Here is a 17,824-nt window from a genome sequence, read left to right on the forward strand (position 1 = left end):
ATAAAAGGCAGCTAATGCGATAGTACCTTGTACGCCAGTAACAATAGCTAATGAAGCGTAGTAAAAATATTTAGACCATCTTGTGTGAGAGTTAATTAAATCTTGTACATCTTGCGTTGATATATGGTTGTGAAGTTTTTTTGACCAACTACGGAGTGCTTGTTCCGAGACTTTTAATTCAGAGCTTGCATTCAACCAACGAATAATAAAACTAAAAATTAGGTATAGGCCAATAATTTTAAACAAAATATGGCTTTCTCTGGAATGCAGAAGATCACCCAGAACGATCGCCTTTGACATTGTTCCGACAGTGAATACAAAAGCAATAGCCATAAGTGATTTGAGCAGCTCACCCGACAAAGACGCTGCTTTTTCTGCAAATTTATCCGTTACTGTTTTTACGTCAGAGTAAATGTCTTTCAGTTCTTTCCTATAGTCATCGCTTCTTTTAGCAACTACGTATTTGTAATTATTCTTAGCTTGCTCTAAACAACTAGTTAAAGATTCTGTGCTTATACCCAACAAGCTATTACCGTTGTACTCAAGGGACAAACGATCAATAAAAAGTTGAATTGGAACATCAGGATCCTCCATGCTGTAGCACCACATCACAGATTGTTGTAGGGCACTTAGCCAATCTGTCGTGATATCGAGGTTTTCTGTGTTACAAATCGAGGCTTCTATGTGTTTGACACCTTTAAAGTGAACTTTGTCAACTGAGTAAAAAACACTACTCAATGAAACCAATAAATGTTGTGCATAAGCTAAACGAAACGGTTGAGCAATCTCTTGTGCGTAATCTCCCCACGAAAGCTGAACACATTTGGGGTCAAGTTGGATATTATCTCTAGAAACGATATGAACTTGCTTGAGTAGTTTTTCTTGTGAAGGTAAAGAACTACCCGATAACCAATCGTTTTCGCTTATTGGATTATCACCCACAGGAATAACGGCTAATTGCGGCCCACCAAATGCTTTGACCAAACCACATACATGAATGCGAGTATTACGTGATTCAGTAAGAGTCCCTTTATTCAGAGGGGTCAAAAGACCAAGCTCCGCTTGGTTTCTTTGAAACGCTTCGACAGAAGTAAATAGGTATTCGTCAATGTCACCGCTCCCCGAAAAACGGCTTTGAACTAAATCTTTTGTGTCAACCGTTAGTTTGTATTCTGCCGGGAAACGTCCCTCCGCACAAAACGCTGGGTACTCTAGTATGCATATGCGCTCATCATCGATAAACAGAGTAATGAATTCTTTTAGGAAGTCAGCTTCTGAAATAGCAAGTTCAGCGATCGAGTAGATAGATTCATATGCATCATTGAAGGCCCCTTCAACATAGAACGACGTAGTGTTTTCGCTCTTGCTTAAGTGGCCTTCAATTTTATTTAATAGCTGACATAACTGATTAATAGATTGCATCTACTTTGTTTGCCGTTATTACTATCCTAACGGTATCTCCTACCTGTTCTTTTTTTATACCCGCTTTATCCATATCGCCCTCCCAGGTGATTGTTACATGCTTGTTTGTCTGCAATTTGTTCTTCTTCTCAGACTTAGGAATGCTTTGAGACTTAGAGGTAAATGATGTACCACTCAAGTTTACTTCATCCATGTAGCTATTGAAACTAGCCTTTAAGGTATTAGTGTCTTGCTCACTATCAGAAACACAAACGATATCCCTAATGTCATCAACAGTGACAATAAGATCATCATTCGCTTCCAAGTAATTAATCACTCTTGCTTTCACATCAGAAGGAGATAGTCCCTCCTGCTTAGAAGCCCATGTTTTAGAATGACTGATAACACTCCGAGTTAAAGCTGAACTGCTTTCTTTCAATTTAATGTTTAAAAAATTCTTAAAGTGAGTGCCTAGAGCGTCATCAGTGTCCTGCTTGGATGATGATTTTCCTTGCTCGACGGCAATAACATCCCAGTTAAAAGAACTGCCTACGTCAATAACAGCACGCTTCTGAATGGCAGATTTGTCTTCAATCAAAGACTCAGTAATCTCTTGAAAAGACACTTTTTTAGGGTTGTTTGGGTCTCTAATTTGTCGTAATACTGACTGATAATCTAACTTGAGGAGTGCAATAAACCGTTTACGTTCAGTATTCACCACCATACTGAAACAAGTGACAACAACAATACCATTTGCCATGCGTTTGTCGTGCTGTGCCTTGAATGCGTGAGCCAACTTTTCACTACATTCAACAAAGTTATCATTGCTCCTGTTATCGAGGATACTTTGACAGTTTAGCGCGACATCACCATGTTCTCGGTCGATGAAATCATACTTAGTCCCTCTTGAAGCTTCAGCGATCATGTCTCTGAAAAAATATTTTTGAGAGTTCGTGAGAACGACTTCGCTCAAGTAGTCTACTTCTTCAGCTTCCTTCAGTAGAATATGATAAATAAAATTATGAATTTCGATGCTATCACGCATTGATTCATTAATGACGAGTGGGCGTTGTGGTGCTGCCATTAGGCTTCCTTGTATTGCAATACTAAATACGATGATCTGATACTACTATGAAGCTTAGTTAATAACAAAAATCCACCTATAAAAGGTGGATTTAGTTCATAGTATTTAAGTCGTTGCTTGACTAGTTTAGGCCTTCTTGCTTTGTTGTAAAACAATAACTTTACTCAAACAGCAATGCTTGAGCTTTTTACCAGAGCGACAAATGCAAGGTTTATTGCGGTTACGTTTCTTGCTGATGAGGCGTACTAATTCTTCCAGTTGCTCATCAGTGATGCCATCACTGGTGAGAGACGGCTCCATGACTTCCGGGTTAATGATGTCCATCAGAGACCTCCTTCAAAGCTGAGTAGACCTTATGAAGCCGGGCAGCGCGCTCGAAATCGCTAATCTGAATACAGCTGTAGATTCGACTCCCAATAGATTTGATGCTGCGTTTAACATCAAAAGGCTGCTTAATATTGCACTCTGAACGAATGCGAATACCCGTCGCTAAATCGATGACGGTGTGTTTAGCGGGTTGTGCAAGCAAAACCACAGTCGGCAACGTTGGTGCTGATAGGTGCGGATACGGCGTTTGTAGCGAGTCATGCTGTTCTCCTTGAGTTTGAGAGAGTCGTTTGCAAATAGCCTCATGTGCATCAATTAAGCCGTCGACTGCTTCATCCGAATCTTTAGAGCAAGCTGTTTCAACGGCGTTCTGAATAATGAGCATCACTTCGCGAAGCAAAGCCTCATCAAGATGGCGATACATCATGTGCGATGAATGGATAGCAGAATCAATCATATGTTTGATTTGGTCAGCTTCAGAAACTTTGCAGACGGCCTTTCCATTGCAATAAAAAGCACCATCATCGTTGCTATTGTCCGATTCCAGATACACGCCACTGCACGAATAACCATTAAGTTTGAACTGATAGAGCTGACCTTCAATTAAGTCTGGACGACAGAACCGGATGGCAGCATCTTGAAGAATTTTGTTTGTCATTAGTTGGTATCCTTTCCATCAACATCTTCAAACGCTTCCAAATGTTCAACTGATAAGCCGCCAGACTTCCCTGTGATAGAAACAACAATTTCGCCACAGATTTCCCATGGATCACTTGTTACTTCACCAACATGGAAACAATCGACAACACTCAATATTGGGAAATACTTAACTTTCTGACCGATTGGAAATAGCTTTTGAGCTGTTTGAATATCCATTTTGAAATACCTTTAAATCGGGTTTGAATATACGTTTCACTAAATTCAGGCAAAGCGAAGGCAAAGCGAAGCCAAAGCGGGTACGCGTGGAGCGTCGCTTGCCTGTATTTAATAGGTTGGTTATTGGGTGTATTTACTCGTTACGAGTCACTGTTGTTCTGCTTTATGGACGATGGTCCTTAGCATGGAAATACGAGTCATATTTCCACATCCCATGCTTGGCTTACCAAGGCGGTCTAATACCTTCTGTGCTAACTCTTTTTCATCTTGAGGATTACTTGCGAGCATGCACTCCAGTGAGCTTTTAGCATCAGAGACGCTGGTATTAATGAGCGAGTTCACTATATCCATGGTGGCATCCTTATAATTTGCTGAAGTTCAAGTGAACCTGTTGGTATTCGCCTTGCTCGTCGCGTTCGTAGAAGTTGAAGTACGACTTGCTACCAATGATAAGCAGTGACTCCTTTGCGGCTTCCTGAGCCTTACGCAACGTTTCGTCTTGGAAGTCTTTGCCAATAAAGCTAATGGTGTTTGCAATAGAGGCATCGTTAACAAAGAAGTCTTGAACCGCGATTAACACATCATGCGGTAGTTTGTCCTTTTGACTGTTGTAATAGTCACGTGCTAACTGACGAGCGGCATCATGCTCAGGACCAAGGGTTTTCAGTTTGGCGGTTTTGTAAGTAATTTTGTATGTGCCATCAAAGCTAAACATCGCCACATTGTCGCCAGTGCCCCGTGTATGCAGCTTAGTACCGTATTTGTCCAGCATCTCAACGCGGAACATTTCAAAAGCTTGCATCAAATTCACCTTGAACGTTTGAAGTAGTTTCTGTTGCTCTTTCACTTGCTTCAGTAAACCTGTCACAAACGCGTCCTTACGCAGCTCATGAGCCGGAATATTACATTGTGCGATAAGGTTACCTTCTGCGTTATATACAAAGCCTTCTGGTGCTGCTGGGCGAGTTGGTTTCTCAGTTGTTTGAGTGGTTTGGTTCATAATGGTGCTCCTGTTTTTACAAAATGTTCAGCTTTAATAAGCTCGTTCTGTTGTTTTAAAAATTGGTTTACTGCGCTATAAGCGATATCTCTTGCACCAAAGGCAGTGACTGCGGATGCTGAATCGACTTGTGTGATCGCTTCCGCACGGCAATCAGAGATAAAGAATTCACCGATGCCGTTTTGGTTATTCGGACCAAAGCGAACAATCACTTCGAGCCTAATTTCTTGATTGAGTATTCGTGCCATTACGCCTCCCAATAAATAATGCTGTTGTTCAATCTGACGGCTTGCATGTGGCGCTTAATCCCTTGGCTGTACATGTTGATATCGAACTTCTTCACGTCCTCATCAACAATCAGTAAAGGGCTATCACTCATTACCAGCTCACCTTTACCTTTAGGTCTGCGGCTGATAACTCGGCCACCGTGTAGCCACACGAACTCATCAATTTTCATTCGGTTCATAAACCCTCCAATGGACGAAAAACTTGCGTTATCAATGTAAAAGCGGGGTTGTTTAAAAATTCGAAATCCGACAACAGTTGTTGATTCACGCCTTTGTTACCTCTCTGGCAATAAGCACATTTATCATCACGTAGATTCCAGCGTGGAATACGACAACCACAGCATTCGCAGGGCGCATAGGGCGGAATCCCTGTTAACCGATACACATAGCTATTCCTCTCTTTACCGACGATGAGCACCACGTGATGTTTGCTCATCTGAGCTAAAACGTTTTTCACGGCAGGCTGACTAACATGACAAGCTGGATTCATGGCTATCCGACCCGCTGAACTGTCCCCAATCTGACGCATAATGGTCAGCACAATCTCTATGGTTTCACTTCCTTTTACTGCCATAACTAGACTCCTATACTTTCCTTTAAGTAGTGATGAGCAGCTGCTATGTGTTTCGGTGTCAACGGCTCATGGTTTCGTGATGCTGACGAACTGGCTAACATGATCATGTCGGCGAGTGTTCTAAGTTGACCTGTCGTTTTCGGCACAATGGCGTACGCCGCTTTAAATAACTCTTGGTCTTGAATGCCCCAAGCTTGCATATAGCTTTTGATATCTTCCTTTGATGCAACCTTGATGCATGTAGGGCGGATCATTCGGCTCCAAATCGGGTTCATATTGACTTGAGAGCGAGCCGCACTCATGCGAGTACGCACCACATCGTTCCCTAGAAGGAACACGCCACACTTGCGTTCTGCCAGAATGCGCAGACCGTTAAGCACATCGTCAGAAAGGTATTGCGCTTCATCGATGATGATGAGGCCATTTGAACCATCCAGCTCTTGTGCAATCGCTTTTTGCATGCGGTAGACCGTCATATTTGAGGTCTTGATATTCATGCTTTCACAAAGCTCAGACAGGATTGCTCTTGCTGATTTGCACAAGTTTGAAGCCGTCACAATCCATACATTGTTGTGCTTGCGTTGATACTCTTCTGCGGTCACGGTTTTACCGATACCTGAGCCTTCATACACCATCGACCAACGGCGCATAGTGCGAGCTAAATCCATCAACTTCCAAATGGTTTCAGAAGTTGGCAACATCAGGAATTCAGGCTCTTGTAATGACACATCAGCAAACTCTTCAACCTGAGTACCACGTGTGTTCAACCACGTTTCAAGCTTTTGAAGCTGAGCTTCGGTGTCACCCGTATAAGGCTTGTTATTGAACAGTTTGCTAAGAATGCCTTCGTCGATATCCGACTCTTTAGCAATCTTGCGGTTGCTCAGTTTTTCACTGCTTTTAACCGTTAGAACTTGTTGAATAATGTGGTTCATTTCGCTTTCCCGTACTGCTGCATAAATGCGTCTAAATCCATCGCAGGTTCAAAATCCGCACCCACGGCTTTTTTCTCAAACAATCCATCAAAGTCACTGGTATTCATTTGGTGTTGCTCTGGTGTTCTTGGTAGTTCTGGCGTCATTTGAGTAATGCTTGGAACCATTCCACCTAATGGCTCTGGCTTCTCATGACTACGTGCCAACTGTGCGAGGTCTTCATTCGTTAACTCGACCATTTGCTCTTTCAGCCAAGCGGCATGGTTAACACCTTCGGTTTGGTACAAGTTCTGACGACGCGCTTCGCCTAAATCGTCATAAGCCACATCAGCATAAAGTGGGATTTCACCAATGAACTCACCACGCTCACTGTAGGCATACACACAACCTGTTAGGTCATAAGGATTGAAGCGTAGGTGGACGCTTTGACCGATGTACTCAAACAACAATGGGCTGCGATAGCGGTTCACCAAATGCTTGCTGTAGCGTCCTGCGTTAAGTTCGACTAGACCACCATTGTGAACCTTCACACCTTTACGAGTACGGTGCAGGCACAAACGTAATTGGGTTGCGGTGGGTTTGCGCACTTGGATTTGACGATAGCTTTGTTCAAACACCTGCTGATAACTGTGAATGCCGCGAGCCATTTCACTGCGACGACCTTCTTGGCTATTCCAATCGGCAACCCACTCGGCAAACAGCTCAACAACCAATTCAACAGGCACTGTGGTTTCACCGTAGTTCGCAGGCTTGCTGGTGGCAGATTCACCGGCATAAGCACCCGCAAAAGCTGGATGGCGTTCAAACTGACCGATGCCGCCTTTAGAATGGAACAAGCGTTCAACAGGCTTGGCACGTGCGTTACCTTTACGACCGACGTTGTCATCTTCAACGCGAGTCCAGTTAACCTTTGAACCCAGAGCTGTGATGGCACCTTCAATCTCTGCGTTATCAAACTTCTTGTGCTCTAGCTTGCCTTTGCCTGTGGCTTTCGGACGCGAAGTACGACCTGTCATCGCCTCACTTAAAGCGACTGAACCTCGGTCAAGGTCAAACACTTCAGGAATGCCGAACTTTGAAACCATGTTGAAAAGGGCTATCCCAAGCATTTCTGTGTTTTCGCTGACATCGATGGCGTAGCCAGTAATCATGGAGCTGTACACATCCTGGAATACCCAAACCGTGGGGCGAATCACCGTGCCATCTTCTAAATGACAACGAATACGGAATTCGTGGCCATCACCAGAAACACGCTGCATGGCATGCATTCCTGAGCGAGTTCGACGCTGTGCTGGAACCAATGCTTGCTTAGCAGCAAACAGACCGCCGCGACAGTACACTTGTAACTCATAAGGAATATCATCATTCACTCGGCTGCGAATGGTATGCAGACTTGGAACTTCCCAACCTTCGCGCTCAGCAGCTTTAACCATGCGGTTGTAGCACTCTGAAACGGTGGGTTTCTCAGGACGTAAATAATCTGCTTGAAACATTGACCACGCTTCAGGCGACAACTTAGCCACACGTTTACCGTGCACACCTTGTCGATCCAAAAGAGCAGGAAGCCAATCTTCAACAGGGATTTTATTGGTTTGCAAACCTGGCTTGTTGTAGAACCAGCACACTAATGTGGAGTATTTCTCGCCAGACTCCTCCGCGACACGAGCCATGGATTTACGCATGCTGATGCCAGCCTCAACGTAGGCTTTGACGCGCATGCACAACTCATACTTCTTCTTGGTGTTTTCGCGCTTATGGTCGGTGGCTTCTTCATACTCAAGCCACAGTTCATCAGACGCAGGAGTGACGACCTGACGAGCATTACGGCTGCTTTCTGCTTGTTCGGTTTGTTGCTTTGCAATATCACGCAATAGATACAAACGCGTTTCTTCAGGTAAGCAGTCAATGTGATACTCAAAAGCTTTTGAACCTTGGCGTTTGCGTTTTTGATTGTAGCTAGCCAACTTATTCAATCTGTTCCTAACATTGTGAACCATGGTTGGCATGCCAATTAAACCTACACATTCTTGTGCTGTTACATACATGACTACGCCACCTTGTTGATGTAACGACTAGGCCAAATATCTGAAGGCTTAATACCAAGAGCATCAGCAATAATCCCTTCACCTTTCGGCCACGGACGATTTAGTGCATTGGAGAGTGTTGTAGGAGCTAATCCAGATTTGATTGATAGCTCTTTAACCGTGAGCCCTTTCTTATGCAGAGCGGCAACAATGTCGATTCGATGCATGTCATTTTTTTCATTCGACATAATGATCTCCTGTACCTTTTTTGATAACCTGATTAGTCATCAAACTAACCAATAGAATTTAAATTCGAAACTTAGTGCGTTGACTTAATAATTGATCGAACTATTTAACGAGTCAAGGCGTTTTTATCGGTTTTTTATTCGAGCGTCGTGCTTTGGTGTTTGTTTACAGGAAAACTCTTAAATGTCAGATACTTACAAAGAAAAGACTAACGATGAAAAAAATGAAGAAAAACGGTTTTTTCGTGATGATATAAAAAACCGCTTCGCAGAAAGACTTGAAGAGGCTATGGCAGGAGAAGCCAATCTGTCATTCGCACAAAAGTGCGGCATATCTGAGGCAACAATACGAAAGTATAAAAAAGGGGAAACTACTCCAAATTTAGAGATCTTAGATGCGATCGCGAATGCCGCTAAAGTAGATCTTAATTGGTTGGCTACAGGTAATGGTGCCAATACACAAATAGTGCAAGTTGCTAGTAAACCCATGAGCGAAGGTAGTGTAGAGGTTGTCCAATATGACTTAAGAGCGAGTGCGGGCGCAGGTTGTTTGGTGGTTTCAGAAAACCCAGTGGCTAAGTTTGAGTTCTCACGTGAGTGGCTAATCAAACAAGGCTTGAATGGTAAACATCTAACAGTGGTAGAAGTGTACGGCGACTCTATGGAGCCTACGCTTATGGATGAAGACCTAATGCTGGTGGAAGTAGTAGACGACCCTAAACAGGCTCGTGATGGTGTGTGTGTGTTTAGAATTGATGATGAAGTAATGGTGAAACGCGTTCAGTATGACTTTGCGAGTGGCGGCTACCATGTCACGAGTGATAACACTGCATACAGCCCGTTCTTTATCGGTAAAGAGTTTGAAGGCCGTTTCCAGCTTCTTGGACGTATGGTGCGAGTGTTGCAGCGAGCGAAGAAAGCATAATTTAACGATCATTTACCAACAATGTTGATCTGTTTTAACTATTAACTATGATCTCTTCATAAAAGCCCTAAGATCTTGAATAATTCACTTTAGGGCTAAAATCCATCCTTTCTTAATTATTTTCAAAGAGTTATGTATGTATAACTCACTTTCTCTTTTGTATTAATTTATAATTCTCTCTCTCACGACATCGGGCATAAGTTTGATCAAATTGTGTTTTTTAATGGGCAACTACACAACGGCACCTATGCACCGGAAAAGCGTATCTCAAGGTTTGACGAGTCTTACTTTCAATGGCTTTTACAATGTAACGTTTTGAGCCAAGTGCGTTGGTTTCAATATTTACCATCACTTATTGATCGTCAATCTTTTGCAAAAATTACGGTTTTTAGCGCGCGGATAGGTAGCTTAGAGGATAACTACAGTGGCGGCTGGTACAGCTATCGGATGAGTAAAGCGGCGCTAAATATGGCGACGAAAAGTTTTGCGATAGAGCTAGCTCGCACTCATCCCAACACACAAACTATTCTGTTTCATCCGGGAACCACCGACACCCCGCTTTCTAAACCATTTCAGCGTAATGTGGCTAGCGATAAGCTCTTTGAACCGGAGTTTGTGGCTAAGCAACTTTATCAACTACAGCAAAAGGAAATGTTAGATAAGCCCGTCTGTTTTGTGGATTGGCAGCACCAGACCATCAAATGGTGATCGCTCATTGAGTGGTCGATAACGCAGCTGATGTTCGGTGAGCCATGTTTTTAAGGTCTTGCGCGATATTTTAATACCCGTTTCGCTCAAGTGATTTGGTATTAAAAAATAATCGATGGGATATTTAAATCTTTCAAGCCTGCCATTGAGCCACTGCTCTAACGCCTCTTTTTTAGGCATAGTTTGGCATTGCAACAAAGCAACGCTGCGCGCGCCAAACTCATCATCATGCACAGGGATCACCATCGCTAAAGCGATGTCGGGGTGGTGAGATAATATCGCTTCAATCTCTTCACAATGAATGTTTTCGCCTCCAGAGATAAATTGGTTATCAACGCGACCAATAATGCACAGCTCATCATTCTGCCAATGGCCAAGATCTTGGCTGTCGAACCATCCTTGTTCATCGATAAGAGGCGTGATTAAGCCTTGTTGGTAATAGCCACTGGATATGGTTTCACCGCCAATGAAAATGCGCTGACCTTGTAGCTTCACTTGCCGTTTAGGTAGCACGTGGCCAACACTCTGGCTTGCGTTAACACGTTTTGCTGTGACCGTGGAAGCCGCTTCCGTCATGCCATAACCCACCCAAGTTTCAATGCCCTGCTTTGCCGCCTGCAGGGCGAGATGGTTTGGGATATGGCCTCCGCCAAGCAGCACGTGCGTTAATGCGAGCGGTGTTTTACTGTCTAATAAACGCTTCAATTGAGTAGCAACCAATGAAGCATGCGTAATATGAATTATATCTTGGGTGAGATCGCCGCTGCCGACTTTTAAGCAAGCACCAGCGACTAGCCAGCGATAAATAATGGCTAACCCAGACACATGATACATCGGTAAACTCAGCAGCCACGTATCATGGCAACTAAATGAAAATACCTCAAGTAAACCACTGGCTGACGACCAATGCTGCTGAAAAGTATGAATAACGGCTTTAGGAACCCCAGTAGAGCCAGAAGTAAAGATGATTGAGGCAAACTGTGTCTCAGCCTTGTTTACCATAGCGCTCGTGGGCGGCGAAACATGTTCGTTAGTAATATGTTCATGAGTAAAAAGCTGGATGTTAGCCTCAGCGAGCAATGAAGTTAGCTCGCTCTCCTCAAGCTTAGCTCCTTCACCTAACCATAACCAATGATGTGGTTGATTCTCTCCGTATAAGGTACTGAGTTTCTGTTTCAGCAGCATCACAGGTTGTGGCATGGTGATGGCGCAGATCACGCCAAGTTTTAGCGACGCAAGGTAGATTAACACTAACTCAAGGCTGTTCTTACCCACTAACGTCAGCACATCTTGGTTCTGCAAACCTTGTTGCTGCATTGCAAAAGCATAAGCGTCAATACGGTTCGTTAACTGCTGCCAAGTGTAGGTTTGATTCGCCGTACGCAATGCGATCGCGTGCGGCGTATACAAAGCATGTTGTTGCCACGGCTTTTGGCAAAAGGAAACGCCTACTCGCATTGAGATTGCCAAACCACCGTTTGCTGTGCGAGCGTTTGTATCGGCAATGCGCTGTTGGGCCATGCGCTTTCGAGTTGTGCTTTAAACAAACTAATCGTATCTAGCCCCGGAATTTCATTAGGCAGTTGCCACTGCGCAAAACGAGCTAATTGGCAAAGCCCTAAGCTCGATTCGATGCTAGAGCTAATAACGGCTTGAATGCCTAATGTTTTAGCTTTTTCAATCAAAGTGATACAGCGCTGTACCGACCCAATCAAGGTCGGTTTAATCACAATGGCTTTCGCTCCCGTCAGATCTTCTAGCTGAAAATCTGCACGGCGAACGGCTTGCTGTAAGGTTTCATCCCACGCAATCGCAATGCCCGTATTGATAGCAAAAGCCAAGCTGTCACTGGGAGATGGACACGGCTCTTCCAAAAACGCAATGCGTTGACGCAGCGAAGGAGAGACATATTGGGCAAATTTTTCAGCTTTAGCAGGTGTCCAAGCTTGGTTAGCATCAAGACGCAATTGCAAATCAGGCATGGATTCTAAAAACAGATTTACGATCATCCCATCGCGAATCGCTTCGTACAGCCCAACTTTAATCTTCGCAACTCTATGATCGCCCGGTAGCGCGTTCAGAAGCGGGATCAGTTCATCAGGGTCTCCCGAGCACAAAGGTGCTGCGTGATAGTGTCCGGCTTGAGGCAACCCACCATCCAGCTCTAACTCCGCCATCGACAAACCAAAGGCAACAGAAGGAAAAAGATCATCATAGGTAATAAGCTCACCACTCACCCAAAGCTGAAGCAGCGTTATTAACTGCTGCTGTGCTTGCTCAAGTGACTCTAAACTGAAACCGGGTAATGGGGCAACTTCACCCAACGCTGAACCGTGATCATCTTGTAATTCAATAATCAGACCTTCACGTTCTACCAGCTTCTGATTGCGGAGAATAACGCCGCTATCCATCGATAAACAGTAGCGATACAGTGTTGCGCTGCGCATAATTTCAACCTTTTGTTCGATATTCGACTTTGCTCATTGAGACCACTAGCCCAAATCATCACGGAAAATTGGATGACTTGAGCCGATTTTACGCTTAAGGATTACGAGGGAATTTATTGAAATCAGGGCGGCGTTTTTCATTGAAGGCATTGCGCCCTTCTTGCCCCTCTTCTGTCATATAGAACATCATGGTTGCGTTACCCGCCAGTTCTTGCAAACCTGCTTGGCCGTCACAATCTGCGTTGAGCGCTGCTTTCAAACAGCGCAGCGCCATAGGGCTATGCTGCAATACTTCACGACACCAGCGAACCGTCTCTTTTTCTAAATCAGCTACTGGCACAACCGTGTTGACCAGCCCCATGTCCAACGCTTCTTGAGCATCATAAAAACGGCAAAGGAACCAAATTTCACGCGCTTTTTTCTGCCCAACGATACGGGCCATGTAAGACGCACCCCATCCACCATCGAATGAACCCACTTTGGGTCCTGTTTGACCAAACTGGGCATTTTCTGCCGCTATAGTTAAATCGCACATCATATGCAGCACATGGCCACCACCGACAGCCCAACCAGCCACCGCCGCAATTACAGGTTTCGGACAGGTACGAATTTGGCGTTGGAAATCGAGCACATTGAGATGATGCGTACCGGACTCATCACGATAGCCGCCGTAGTCGCCACGAATTTTTTGATCGCCACCAGAGCAAAATGCCGCTTCACCAAGGCCAGTTAGAATGATCACGCCAACTTGCTCATCATAACGCGCATCGGCCAGCGCACTGATCATCTCTTTAACCGTTTGTGGGCGAAAGGCATTACGCACCTGAGGGCGGGCAATCGTAATTTTGGCAATGCCATCTTGCGATTTGTGATAGTGAATATCTTCATATTCGGCGCTGCAGTCACTCCAGATGACTGGTGCATACAATTCTTGTTCAGTAATACCGACTGTTTTAGCCATGGTGCTTTCCATTGTTCTATTAATTATTGTTTTTGAACCAACGCGTTAGCATTGGCTGATAAATTCTTGAATAAGATGAGCAAATACTTCGGGCTGCTCATAATGGACATTATGCCCTGCAGCCCGCACTTGGCGATATTCGAAACCGCTTTGCTGTGCCAGATGAACAAACTTGCTGTCCTTCTCCCCACAAATATAGACCATTGGCAATGCGACTTGCTCAAGTTGTGCGAGCAGATAAGGCTGCTTTGCCAATGAAGTCGAAAGTAGCATGTGAGCCACTGCCACCCCAAGATTAGCACTGCGTTGAGTGACTAAAGTTTGTCTTTGCTCATGATTTAATGAAGAAAAAACGGGTTGATGATACCAATCGACCAAAACTCGCTCAATCTGCTCAGTTTGGAAACGATGTGCCCAATGGTGATCATTTTTCAATCGTTGCTCACGTTCAAAAGAACTCTGCAAGCCGAAGTTGCCACCCTCAACGATCAGACCTTGAATATTCAACGCCGAAAAACGCTGCATCGCCACGCCATACATTGCCAGCCTTCCACCAAGTGAATAGCCCACCAATACGATAGGTGTTTTTTCGCCAAGCTGCTTAAGCACGGTTGCAGAAATGTGAGCGCAGCACTCATCAAAATCATCACATAAGAGAGACTGACTACCGCCATGGCCGGGAAGATCAATCCATAATTGCGAGTATGGCGAAAGGAAAAGCGCCGTTTTCGACCAATCTCGCCCACTGCCTAGTAAACCATGTAGAAAAACCACCACAGGCTCTACCGACGTCGAACCTGTGGTGGTGCTGCAATAAAAACGACTACAAAGCATAGACTTGCTGGGTAAATTGTGTGATTTGCTCACCGGCTTGCCCAGACGGCGTGGTCACTTCAACCAATAAGGTGCCAGTACCCTGTTGTAAATGTTCACGGACCAAGCTTTGATAAGCAGATAAGGTTTGCGGACAAGCATAACCTAAACGAAACTGCCGTGCGGCGTGTTCAAATTGGTAGCCATGGGGCATTTGGTACAAGGCGGTTTTGTGCGTTTTGGGAACGGGTAATAGATCAAAAATAGCGCCACCATCATTATTCACCACCACCAGCACCAGAGGCGTGTTGACTTGGCTAAGCAGAGCTAGAGAATTCAGATCATACAGCAATGACGTGTCACCAATAAATACCAACATTGGATTATGATTGGCTCGCTGTACTCCTGCGGCGGTTGCCACTAAGCCATCAATGCCCGAAGCGCCTCGATTGGAGTAAACCGAACGTCCCTCAATTTGAGCAAACATATCGGCTAAACGGACGAACAAACTGTTGCCGATAAATAGGTCGGCCCCTTCGCTACGCTCGGCCATATCGAGCGCTAAACCAATCTCTGTAATGGAAGAGTCACCGTTCAAATGTAATTTAGCCAGTTGGGCAATCTCTTGCGCCACACTTTTTATCCGATCCGACCAACCCGCTTGCGCCGCACCTAAAGCCGTTAATTTACCAATATGCCGATCGACCCAGCACGCAATATCAGTGACAAACTGCTGTTGCATCAGATGGTTTTGATTATTACGTGCCATTTGGGGTGAAACGTAAATATACTGCACGTTACCCATGTGAGCATGGCTAGCTAGCCATTGAGTAAGCCGTTTTGAGACCAGCCGTGAACCGAATTGGATCACCACCTCACTTTCACTAAGCAGCTCACGTGCTCGCGCATTTTGCAACCATAAATCAAAATGCGCCCATTCGCTGCTCACGCCTGATTGTGGATCACATAAGACTGGCCAGCCGAGTTTGTTGGCAAAATGCTTGGCCTTCTTCGCTTCAGCTAACGTCAACGAACCAAGAATCACCAACCCTTTTTTACTCAGCCATGCACCATCATCTAACGTTTTGGTTTCGGTTTGGTACTGGCGAGAGCTGAATGCTTGCTCACGCTGACGCCACGCTTCAATCACAGCCAAATAGTCCGCGTAAAGATCTACATCATGTTCGGCATAAAGTGGCTCGGGAAAGGGACAGTTAATATGTATTGCGCCACCCATGTGATCTTGGTTGGCCATGGACTCATCCACTGTGGTTAACAACCAAGTCAATGGGATAGTTGTCGATGGACTGGGTAGATTCACCGCCTGGGTGACATGTGATGAGTAAATACCTACTTGATTGATTGCTTGATTCGCACCGCATCCCACGAGCTCAACGGGCCGGTCAGCCGTGAGTACAACGAGTTTTTCACCCGTGAGGTGTGACTCAGCAATCGCTGGCAGTAAATTAGCCGCCGCCGTGCCAGAAGTGACAATCACCGCAACTGGTTTTTGGCTCGCCTTAGCAAGACCTAAAGCAAGAAAGCCCAGCCCACGCTCATCAAAGTGAGTATGGATTGAAAGTTTGTGATTGGCGGCCGCCTCTAAGGTCAAAGGTGTCGAGCGTGAACCTGGTGCAATACAGATTTCTTGCACCCCAAGTCGAGTAAGCTCCTCAAGTAGCGTTTGGCTCCAAATTCGGTTCAGCACTGCTTGGTCATGCTTCATGACGCCACTCCTAGAGGAAAATGGTCGCTGATCAAACTCAGTAAGGTTGCCATTTTTTTGTCTAACTCTTGCCATTCATGCTCAGCAACTGAACCTGGAACAATGCCCGCTCCGGCAAACAGTTGGACCTGATTGTCCACCAGCAAAGCGCTGCGAATCGCCACACAAAACTCCGCTTGTTGATGGCTAAAATAACCGACTGAGCCAGCATACCAACCACGTGCAAAAGGCTCATTAGCCTGAATAAAATCCATCGCCGCTTTGCGCGGCAGGCCAGCCACAGCCGCGGTTGGTTGTAAAGCGTTCAGCAGTTGCACACCATTCACACCCTTTTTCAGCTGCGCATGGATACCCCGTTTTAAATGCTGCACTTTGCGCAAACGCACTAAACGGACGTCCTGTTCAACATCAACCCTTTCAGAATGAGGCGTTAACCGTTCAATAATGTCATCCACTACATATTGATTTTCATTAAGATTTTTACTGTCTTGAGTAAGCCAATGAGATAACTCCATGTCTTGGCTCGCATTTTCTCCCCGACCTATAGTTCCCGCCAGCGCTTCGGTATACAAAGTCTGCCCTTGACGAGCGTACAAACGCTCAGGTGTCGACCCCATAAAGCTGTGTTTTTGATCAAATGCTAATAAAAAATGAAAACTGTGATGATTGTGCGCCGCACTTGCCTTAAGCAACTGCGCCGCGCTTAACGGCTTATCTAAACTGAGTGTCGTTTGCCGCGCGAGTACCACTTTCTTAAACGCTTGATGACCAATTCCCTCAAGCACTTGATTGACCAACTGCTGCCACTTCACCTCATTAGGTTGATGGGTGACCTGTTTTATATGTGACGTCATGCCACGTAACGGACTAACTTCAAGTTGCAGTTTATGCAGTGCGACCAAGGTTCGTTGGCGTTCAGCGGTAATATTCGCCGCCAATGACCACTGACCATCACAGCAAATCAGCTCAATTTGCGGTAAAAAGAAAAATGAGGATAGACAACGGCGATTTTTGTCCGTATGCCCATCAAAAGAACGTCCACCCCAAACTCGCTGTTCCTGACCAAGAATAGCGTAGGCAGGTTCAGCCTCAGAAAAAGTATACAGTTGACCTAATGCCACTACTTCTTCGCGCGTATCACGTGACTGCCAATAAAATTTAGGGAAAATGGGTTGCGCTTCAAGCCAATCAATTGGCGCGAAAGGGGGAGCTTCTTGCAGTATTTGTACAAAACGAACGTCATCATCCTTCGCGTCGTTTATTTGCTCGATTAACCGAGCAATAGCTTGATGAAAATGCGACAAATCGACCTCGAAAACATTGAGACACGGGCTCTACTGACGGCTACTCTATTTAGAGAGGGAAACGAAATCAAGGTTACGAGTTATCTTTTGCAGATTCCTGTGATAACGGGCATCCTCATCTGTATCCTAAAAGCGCACAGTGGCAGATTTTTATTCTATCAAACATCAATTTAGTGTAGTTTAATAA

At 45.0% G+C, this 17,824-nt stretch carries 21 protein-coding genes; 2 read left to right on the top strand and 19 right to left on the bottom strand.

Going from position 1 to position 17,824, the window contains the following annotated elements:
* The 13 genes from AACU59_RS15460 to AACU59_RS15520 all read right to left on the bottom strand — a co-directional run.
* The coding region (locus tag AACU59_RS15460; protein WP_161437713.1) for a hypothetical protein at nucleotides 1–1,422 on the bottom strand (1,422 nt) is incomplete at its 3' end.
* Nucleotides 1,409–2,485: a nucleoid-associated protein gene (locus AACU59_RS15465; protein WP_094144265.1), complete on the bottom strand. Its 1,077-nt coding sequence runs from the start codon at nucleotides 2,483–2,485 to the stop codon at nucleotides 1,409–1,411. The genes AACU59_RS15465 and AACU59_RS15460, both read right to left, overlap by 14 nt.
* A gap of 126 nt (nucleotides 2,486–2,611) precedes the next feature.
* Nucleotides 2,612–2,809: an SEC-C metal-binding domain-containing protein gene (locus AACU59_RS15470; RefSeq protein WP_094143312.1), complete on the bottom strand. Its 198-nt coding sequence runs from the start codon at nucleotides 2,807–2,809 to the stop codon at nucleotides 2,612–2,614.
* Nucleotides 2,796–3,470, bottom strand: a complete 675-nt coding sequence (locus tag AACU59_RS15475; RefSeq protein ID WP_094143310.1) for a hypothetical protein — start codon at nucleotides 3,468–3,470, stop codon at nucleotides 2,796–2,798. Before AACU59_RS15475 ends, AACU59_RS15470 begins: the two co-directional genes overlap by 14 nt.
* Entirely contained in the window at nucleotides 3,470–3,688 is a 219-nt protein-coding gene (locus AACU59_RS15480; protein ID WP_094143308.1) for a hypothetical protein, read from the bottom strand. Before AACU59_RS15480 ends, AACU59_RS15475 begins: the two co-directional genes overlap by 1 nt.
* Nucleotides 3,689–3,835: 147 nt before the next feature.
* Entirely contained in the window at nucleotides 3,836–4,039 is a 204-nt protein-coding gene (locus AACU59_RS15485) for a hypothetical protein (protein WP_094143306.1), read from the bottom strand.
* Nucleotides 4,040–4,049: 10 nt separating this feature from the next.
* A complete protein-coding gene (locus AACU59_RS15490; protein WP_094143304.1) occupies nucleotides 4,050–4,688 on the bottom strand; it encodes a DUF3164 family protein in 639 nt (212 codons plus the stop codon).
* On the bottom strand, nucleotides 4,685–4,936 hold the full coding sequence (locus tag AACU59_RS15495; protein ID WP_094143302.1) for a hypothetical protein: 252 nt from the start codon (nucleotides 4,934–4,936) through the stop codon (nucleotides 4,685–4,687). The genes AACU59_RS15490 and AACU59_RS15495 overlap by 4 nt, the downstream gene beginning before the upstream one ends.
* Nucleotides 4,936–5,154: a hypothetical protein gene (locus AACU59_RS15500; RefSeq protein WP_094130290.1), complete on the bottom strand. Its 219-nt coding sequence runs from the start codon at nucleotides 5,152–5,154 to the stop codon at nucleotides 4,936–4,938. Before AACU59_RS15500 ends, AACU59_RS15495 begins: the two co-directional genes overlap by 1 nt.
* Complete coding sequence (locus AACU59_RS15505; RefSeq protein WP_094143300.1) at nucleotides 5,151–5,549, bottom strand: hypothetical protein; 399 nt, start codon at nucleotides 5,547–5,549, stop codon at nucleotides 5,151–5,153. The genes AACU59_RS15500 and AACU59_RS15505 overlap by 4 nt, the downstream gene beginning before the upstream one ends.
* A gap of 2 nt (nucleotides 5,550–5,551) precedes the next feature.
* Nucleotides 5,552–6,484, bottom strand: coding sequence for an AAA family ATPase (locus tag AACU59_RS15510; RefSeq protein WP_094143298.1), 933 nt, complete (start codon nucleotides 6,482–6,484; stop codon nucleotides 5,552–5,554).
* A complete protein-coding gene (locus tag AACU59_RS15515) occupies nucleotides 6,481–8,529 on the bottom strand; it encodes a transposase domain-containing protein (RefSeq protein WP_094143296.1) in 2,049 nt (682 codons plus the stop codon). Before AACU59_RS15515 ends, AACU59_RS15510 begins: the two co-directional genes overlap by 4 nt.
* 2 nt (nucleotides 8,530–8,531) lie before the next feature.
* Nucleotides 8,532–8,756, bottom strand: coding sequence for a helix-turn-helix domain-containing protein (locus AACU59_RS15520; RefSeq protein ID WP_094130302.1), 225 nt, complete (start codon nucleotides 8,754–8,756; stop codon nucleotides 8,532–8,534).
* A gap of 181 nt (nucleotides 8,757–8,937) precedes the next feature.
* On the opposite strand from AACU59_RS15520, the gene AACU59_RS15525 reads away from it, so the two are divergent.
* Both AACU59_RS15525 and AACU59_RS15530 read left to right on the top strand, forming a co-directional pair.
* Nucleotides 8,938–9,678 (top strand): XRE family transcriptional regulator, encoded by a 741-nt coding sequence (locus AACU59_RS15525; protein WP_094130305.1) that lies wholly within the window; start codon nucleotides 8,938–8,940, stop codon nucleotides 9,676–9,678.
* A gap of 213 nt (nucleotides 9,679–9,891) precedes the next feature.
* Nucleotides 9,892–10,386: an SDR family NAD(P)-dependent oxidoreductase gene (locus AACU59_RS15530; RefSeq protein WP_337247333.1), complete on the top strand. Its 495-nt coding sequence runs from the start codon at nucleotides 9,892–9,894 to the stop codon at nucleotides 10,384–10,386.
* Here AACU59_RS15530 and menE read toward each other — a convergent pair.
* From menE to AACU59_RS15560, 6 genes are all read right to left on the bottom strand, one after another.
* A complete protein-coding gene (gene menE / locus AACU59_RS15535) occupies nucleotides 10,333–11,844 on the bottom strand; it encodes an o-succinylbenzoate--CoA ligase (RefSeq protein ID WP_161437714.1) in 1,512 nt (503 codons plus the stop codon). The genes AACU59_RS15530 and menE overlap by 54 nt on opposite strands.
* Nucleotides 11,835–12,833 (bottom strand): o-succinylbenzoate synthase, encoded by a 999-nt coding sequence (menC, locus tag AACU59_RS15540; protein WP_094144853.1) that lies wholly within the window; start codon nucleotides 12,831–12,833, stop codon nucleotides 11,835–11,837. Before menC ends, menE begins: the two co-directional genes overlap by 10 nt.
* 94 nt (nucleotides 12,834–12,927) lie before the next feature.
* Nucleotides 12,928–13,794 carry a 1,4-dihydroxy-2-naphthoyl-CoA synthase gene (gene menB / locus AACU59_RS15545; RefSeq protein WP_026027256.1) on the bottom strand — a complete coding sequence of 289 codons (867 nt, stop codon included), beginning with the start codon at nucleotides 13,792–13,794 and terminating at the stop codon, nucleotides 12,928–12,930.
* Between the two features lie 45 nt (nucleotides 13,795–13,839).
* On the bottom strand, nucleotides 13,840–14,628 hold the full coding sequence (gene menH, locus AACU59_RS15550) for a 2-succinyl-6-hydroxy-2,4-cyclohexadiene-1-carboxylate synthase (protein ID WP_094144854.1): 789 nt from the start codon (nucleotides 14,626–14,628) through the stop codon (nucleotides 13,840–13,842).
* The gene (gene menD / locus AACU59_RS15555) at nucleotides 14,618–16,333 is read right to left on the bottom strand and encodes a 2-succinyl-5-enolpyruvyl-6-hydroxy-3-cyclohexene-1-carboxylic-acid synthase (protein ID WP_094144855.1); all 1,716 of its coding nucleotides are present in this window, start codon (nucleotides 16,331–16,333) and stop codon (nucleotides 14,618–14,620) included. The genes menH and menD overlap by 11 nt, the downstream gene beginning before the upstream one ends.
* Nucleotides 16,330–17,637, bottom strand: a complete 1,308-nt coding sequence (locus AACU59_RS15560; protein ID WP_094144856.1) for an isochorismate synthase — start codon at nucleotides 17,635–17,637, stop codon at nucleotides 16,330–16,332. The genes menD and AACU59_RS15560 overlap by 4 nt, the downstream gene beginning before the upstream one ends.
* Between the last annotated feature and the right edge of the window lie 187 nt (nucleotides 17,638–17,824).

Origin of the sequence: Vibrio sp. V23_P3S9T160 (assembly GCF_963886625.1) — a bacterium.
Lineage (GTDB): Bacteria > Pseudomonadota > Gammaproteobacteria > Enterobacterales > Vibrionaceae > Vibrio > Vibrio anguillarum.

Coding starts and splice junctions, on each gene's coding strand:
- AACU59_RS15465 (WP_094144265.1), bottom strand. CDS start 2,485: ATGGCAGCACCACAACGCCCACTCGTCATTAATGAATCAATGCGTGAT.
- AACU59_RS15470 (WP_094143312.1), bottom strand. CDS start 2,809: ATGGACATCATTAACCCGGAAGTCATGGAGCCGTCTCTCACCAGTGAT.
- AACU59_RS15475 (WP_094143310.1), bottom strand. CDS start 3,470: ATGACAAACAAAATTCTTCAAGATGCTGCCATCCGGTTCTGTCGTCCA.
- AACU59_RS15480 (WP_094143308.1), bottom strand. CDS start 3,688: ATGGATATTCAAACAGCTCAAAAGCTATTTCCAATCGGTCAGAAAGTT.
- AACU59_RS15485 (WP_094143306.1), bottom strand. CDS start 4,039: ATGGATATAGTGAACTCGCTCATTAATACCAGCGTCTCTGATGCTAAA.
- AACU59_RS15490 (WP_094143304.1), bottom strand. CDS start 4,688: ATGAACCAAACCACTCAAACAACTGAGAAACCAACTCGCCCAGCAGCA.
- AACU59_RS15495 (WP_094143302.1), bottom strand. CDS start 4,936: ATGGCACGAATACTCAATCAAGAAATTAGGCTCGAAGTGATTGTTCGC.
- AACU59_RS15500 (WP_094130290.1), bottom strand. CDS start 5,154: ATGAACCGAATGAAAATTGATGAGTTCGTGTGGCTACACGGTGGCCGA.
- AACU59_RS15505 (WP_094143300.1), bottom strand. CDS start 5,549: ATGGCAGTAAAAGGAAGTGAAACCATAGAGATTGTGCTGACCATTATG.
- AACU59_RS15510 (WP_094143298.1), bottom strand. CDS start 6,484: ATGAACCACATTATTCAACAAGTTCTAACGGTTAAAAGCAGTGAAAAA.
- AACU59_RS15515 (WP_094143296.1), bottom strand. CDS start 8,529: ATGTATGTAACAGCACAAGAATGTGTAGGTTTAATTGGCATGCCAACC.
- AACU59_RS15520 (WP_094130302.1), bottom strand. CDS start 8,756: ATGTCGAATGAAAAAAATGACATGCATCGAATCGACATTGTTGCCGCT.
- AACU59_RS15525 (WP_094130305.1), top strand. CDS start 8,938: ATGTCAGATACTTACAAAGAAAAGACTAACGATGAAAAAAATGAAGAA.
- menE (WP_161437714.1), bottom strand. CDS start 11,844: ATGCGAGTAGGCGTTTCCTTTTGCCAAAAGCCGTGGCAACAACATGCT.
- menC (WP_094144853.1), bottom strand. CDS start 12,833: ATGCGCAGCGCAACACTGTATCGCTACTGTTTATCGATGGATAGCGGC.
- menB (WP_026027256.1), bottom strand. CDS start 13,794: ATGGCTAAAACAGTCGGTATTACTGAACAAGAATTGTATGCACCAGTC.
- menH (WP_094144854.1), bottom strand. CDS start 14,628: ATGCTTTGTAGTCGTTTTTATTGCAGCACCACCACAGGTTCGACGTCG.
- menD (WP_094144855.1), bottom strand. CDS start 16,333: ATGAAGCATGACCAAGCAGTGCTGAACCGAATTTGGAGCCAAACGCTA.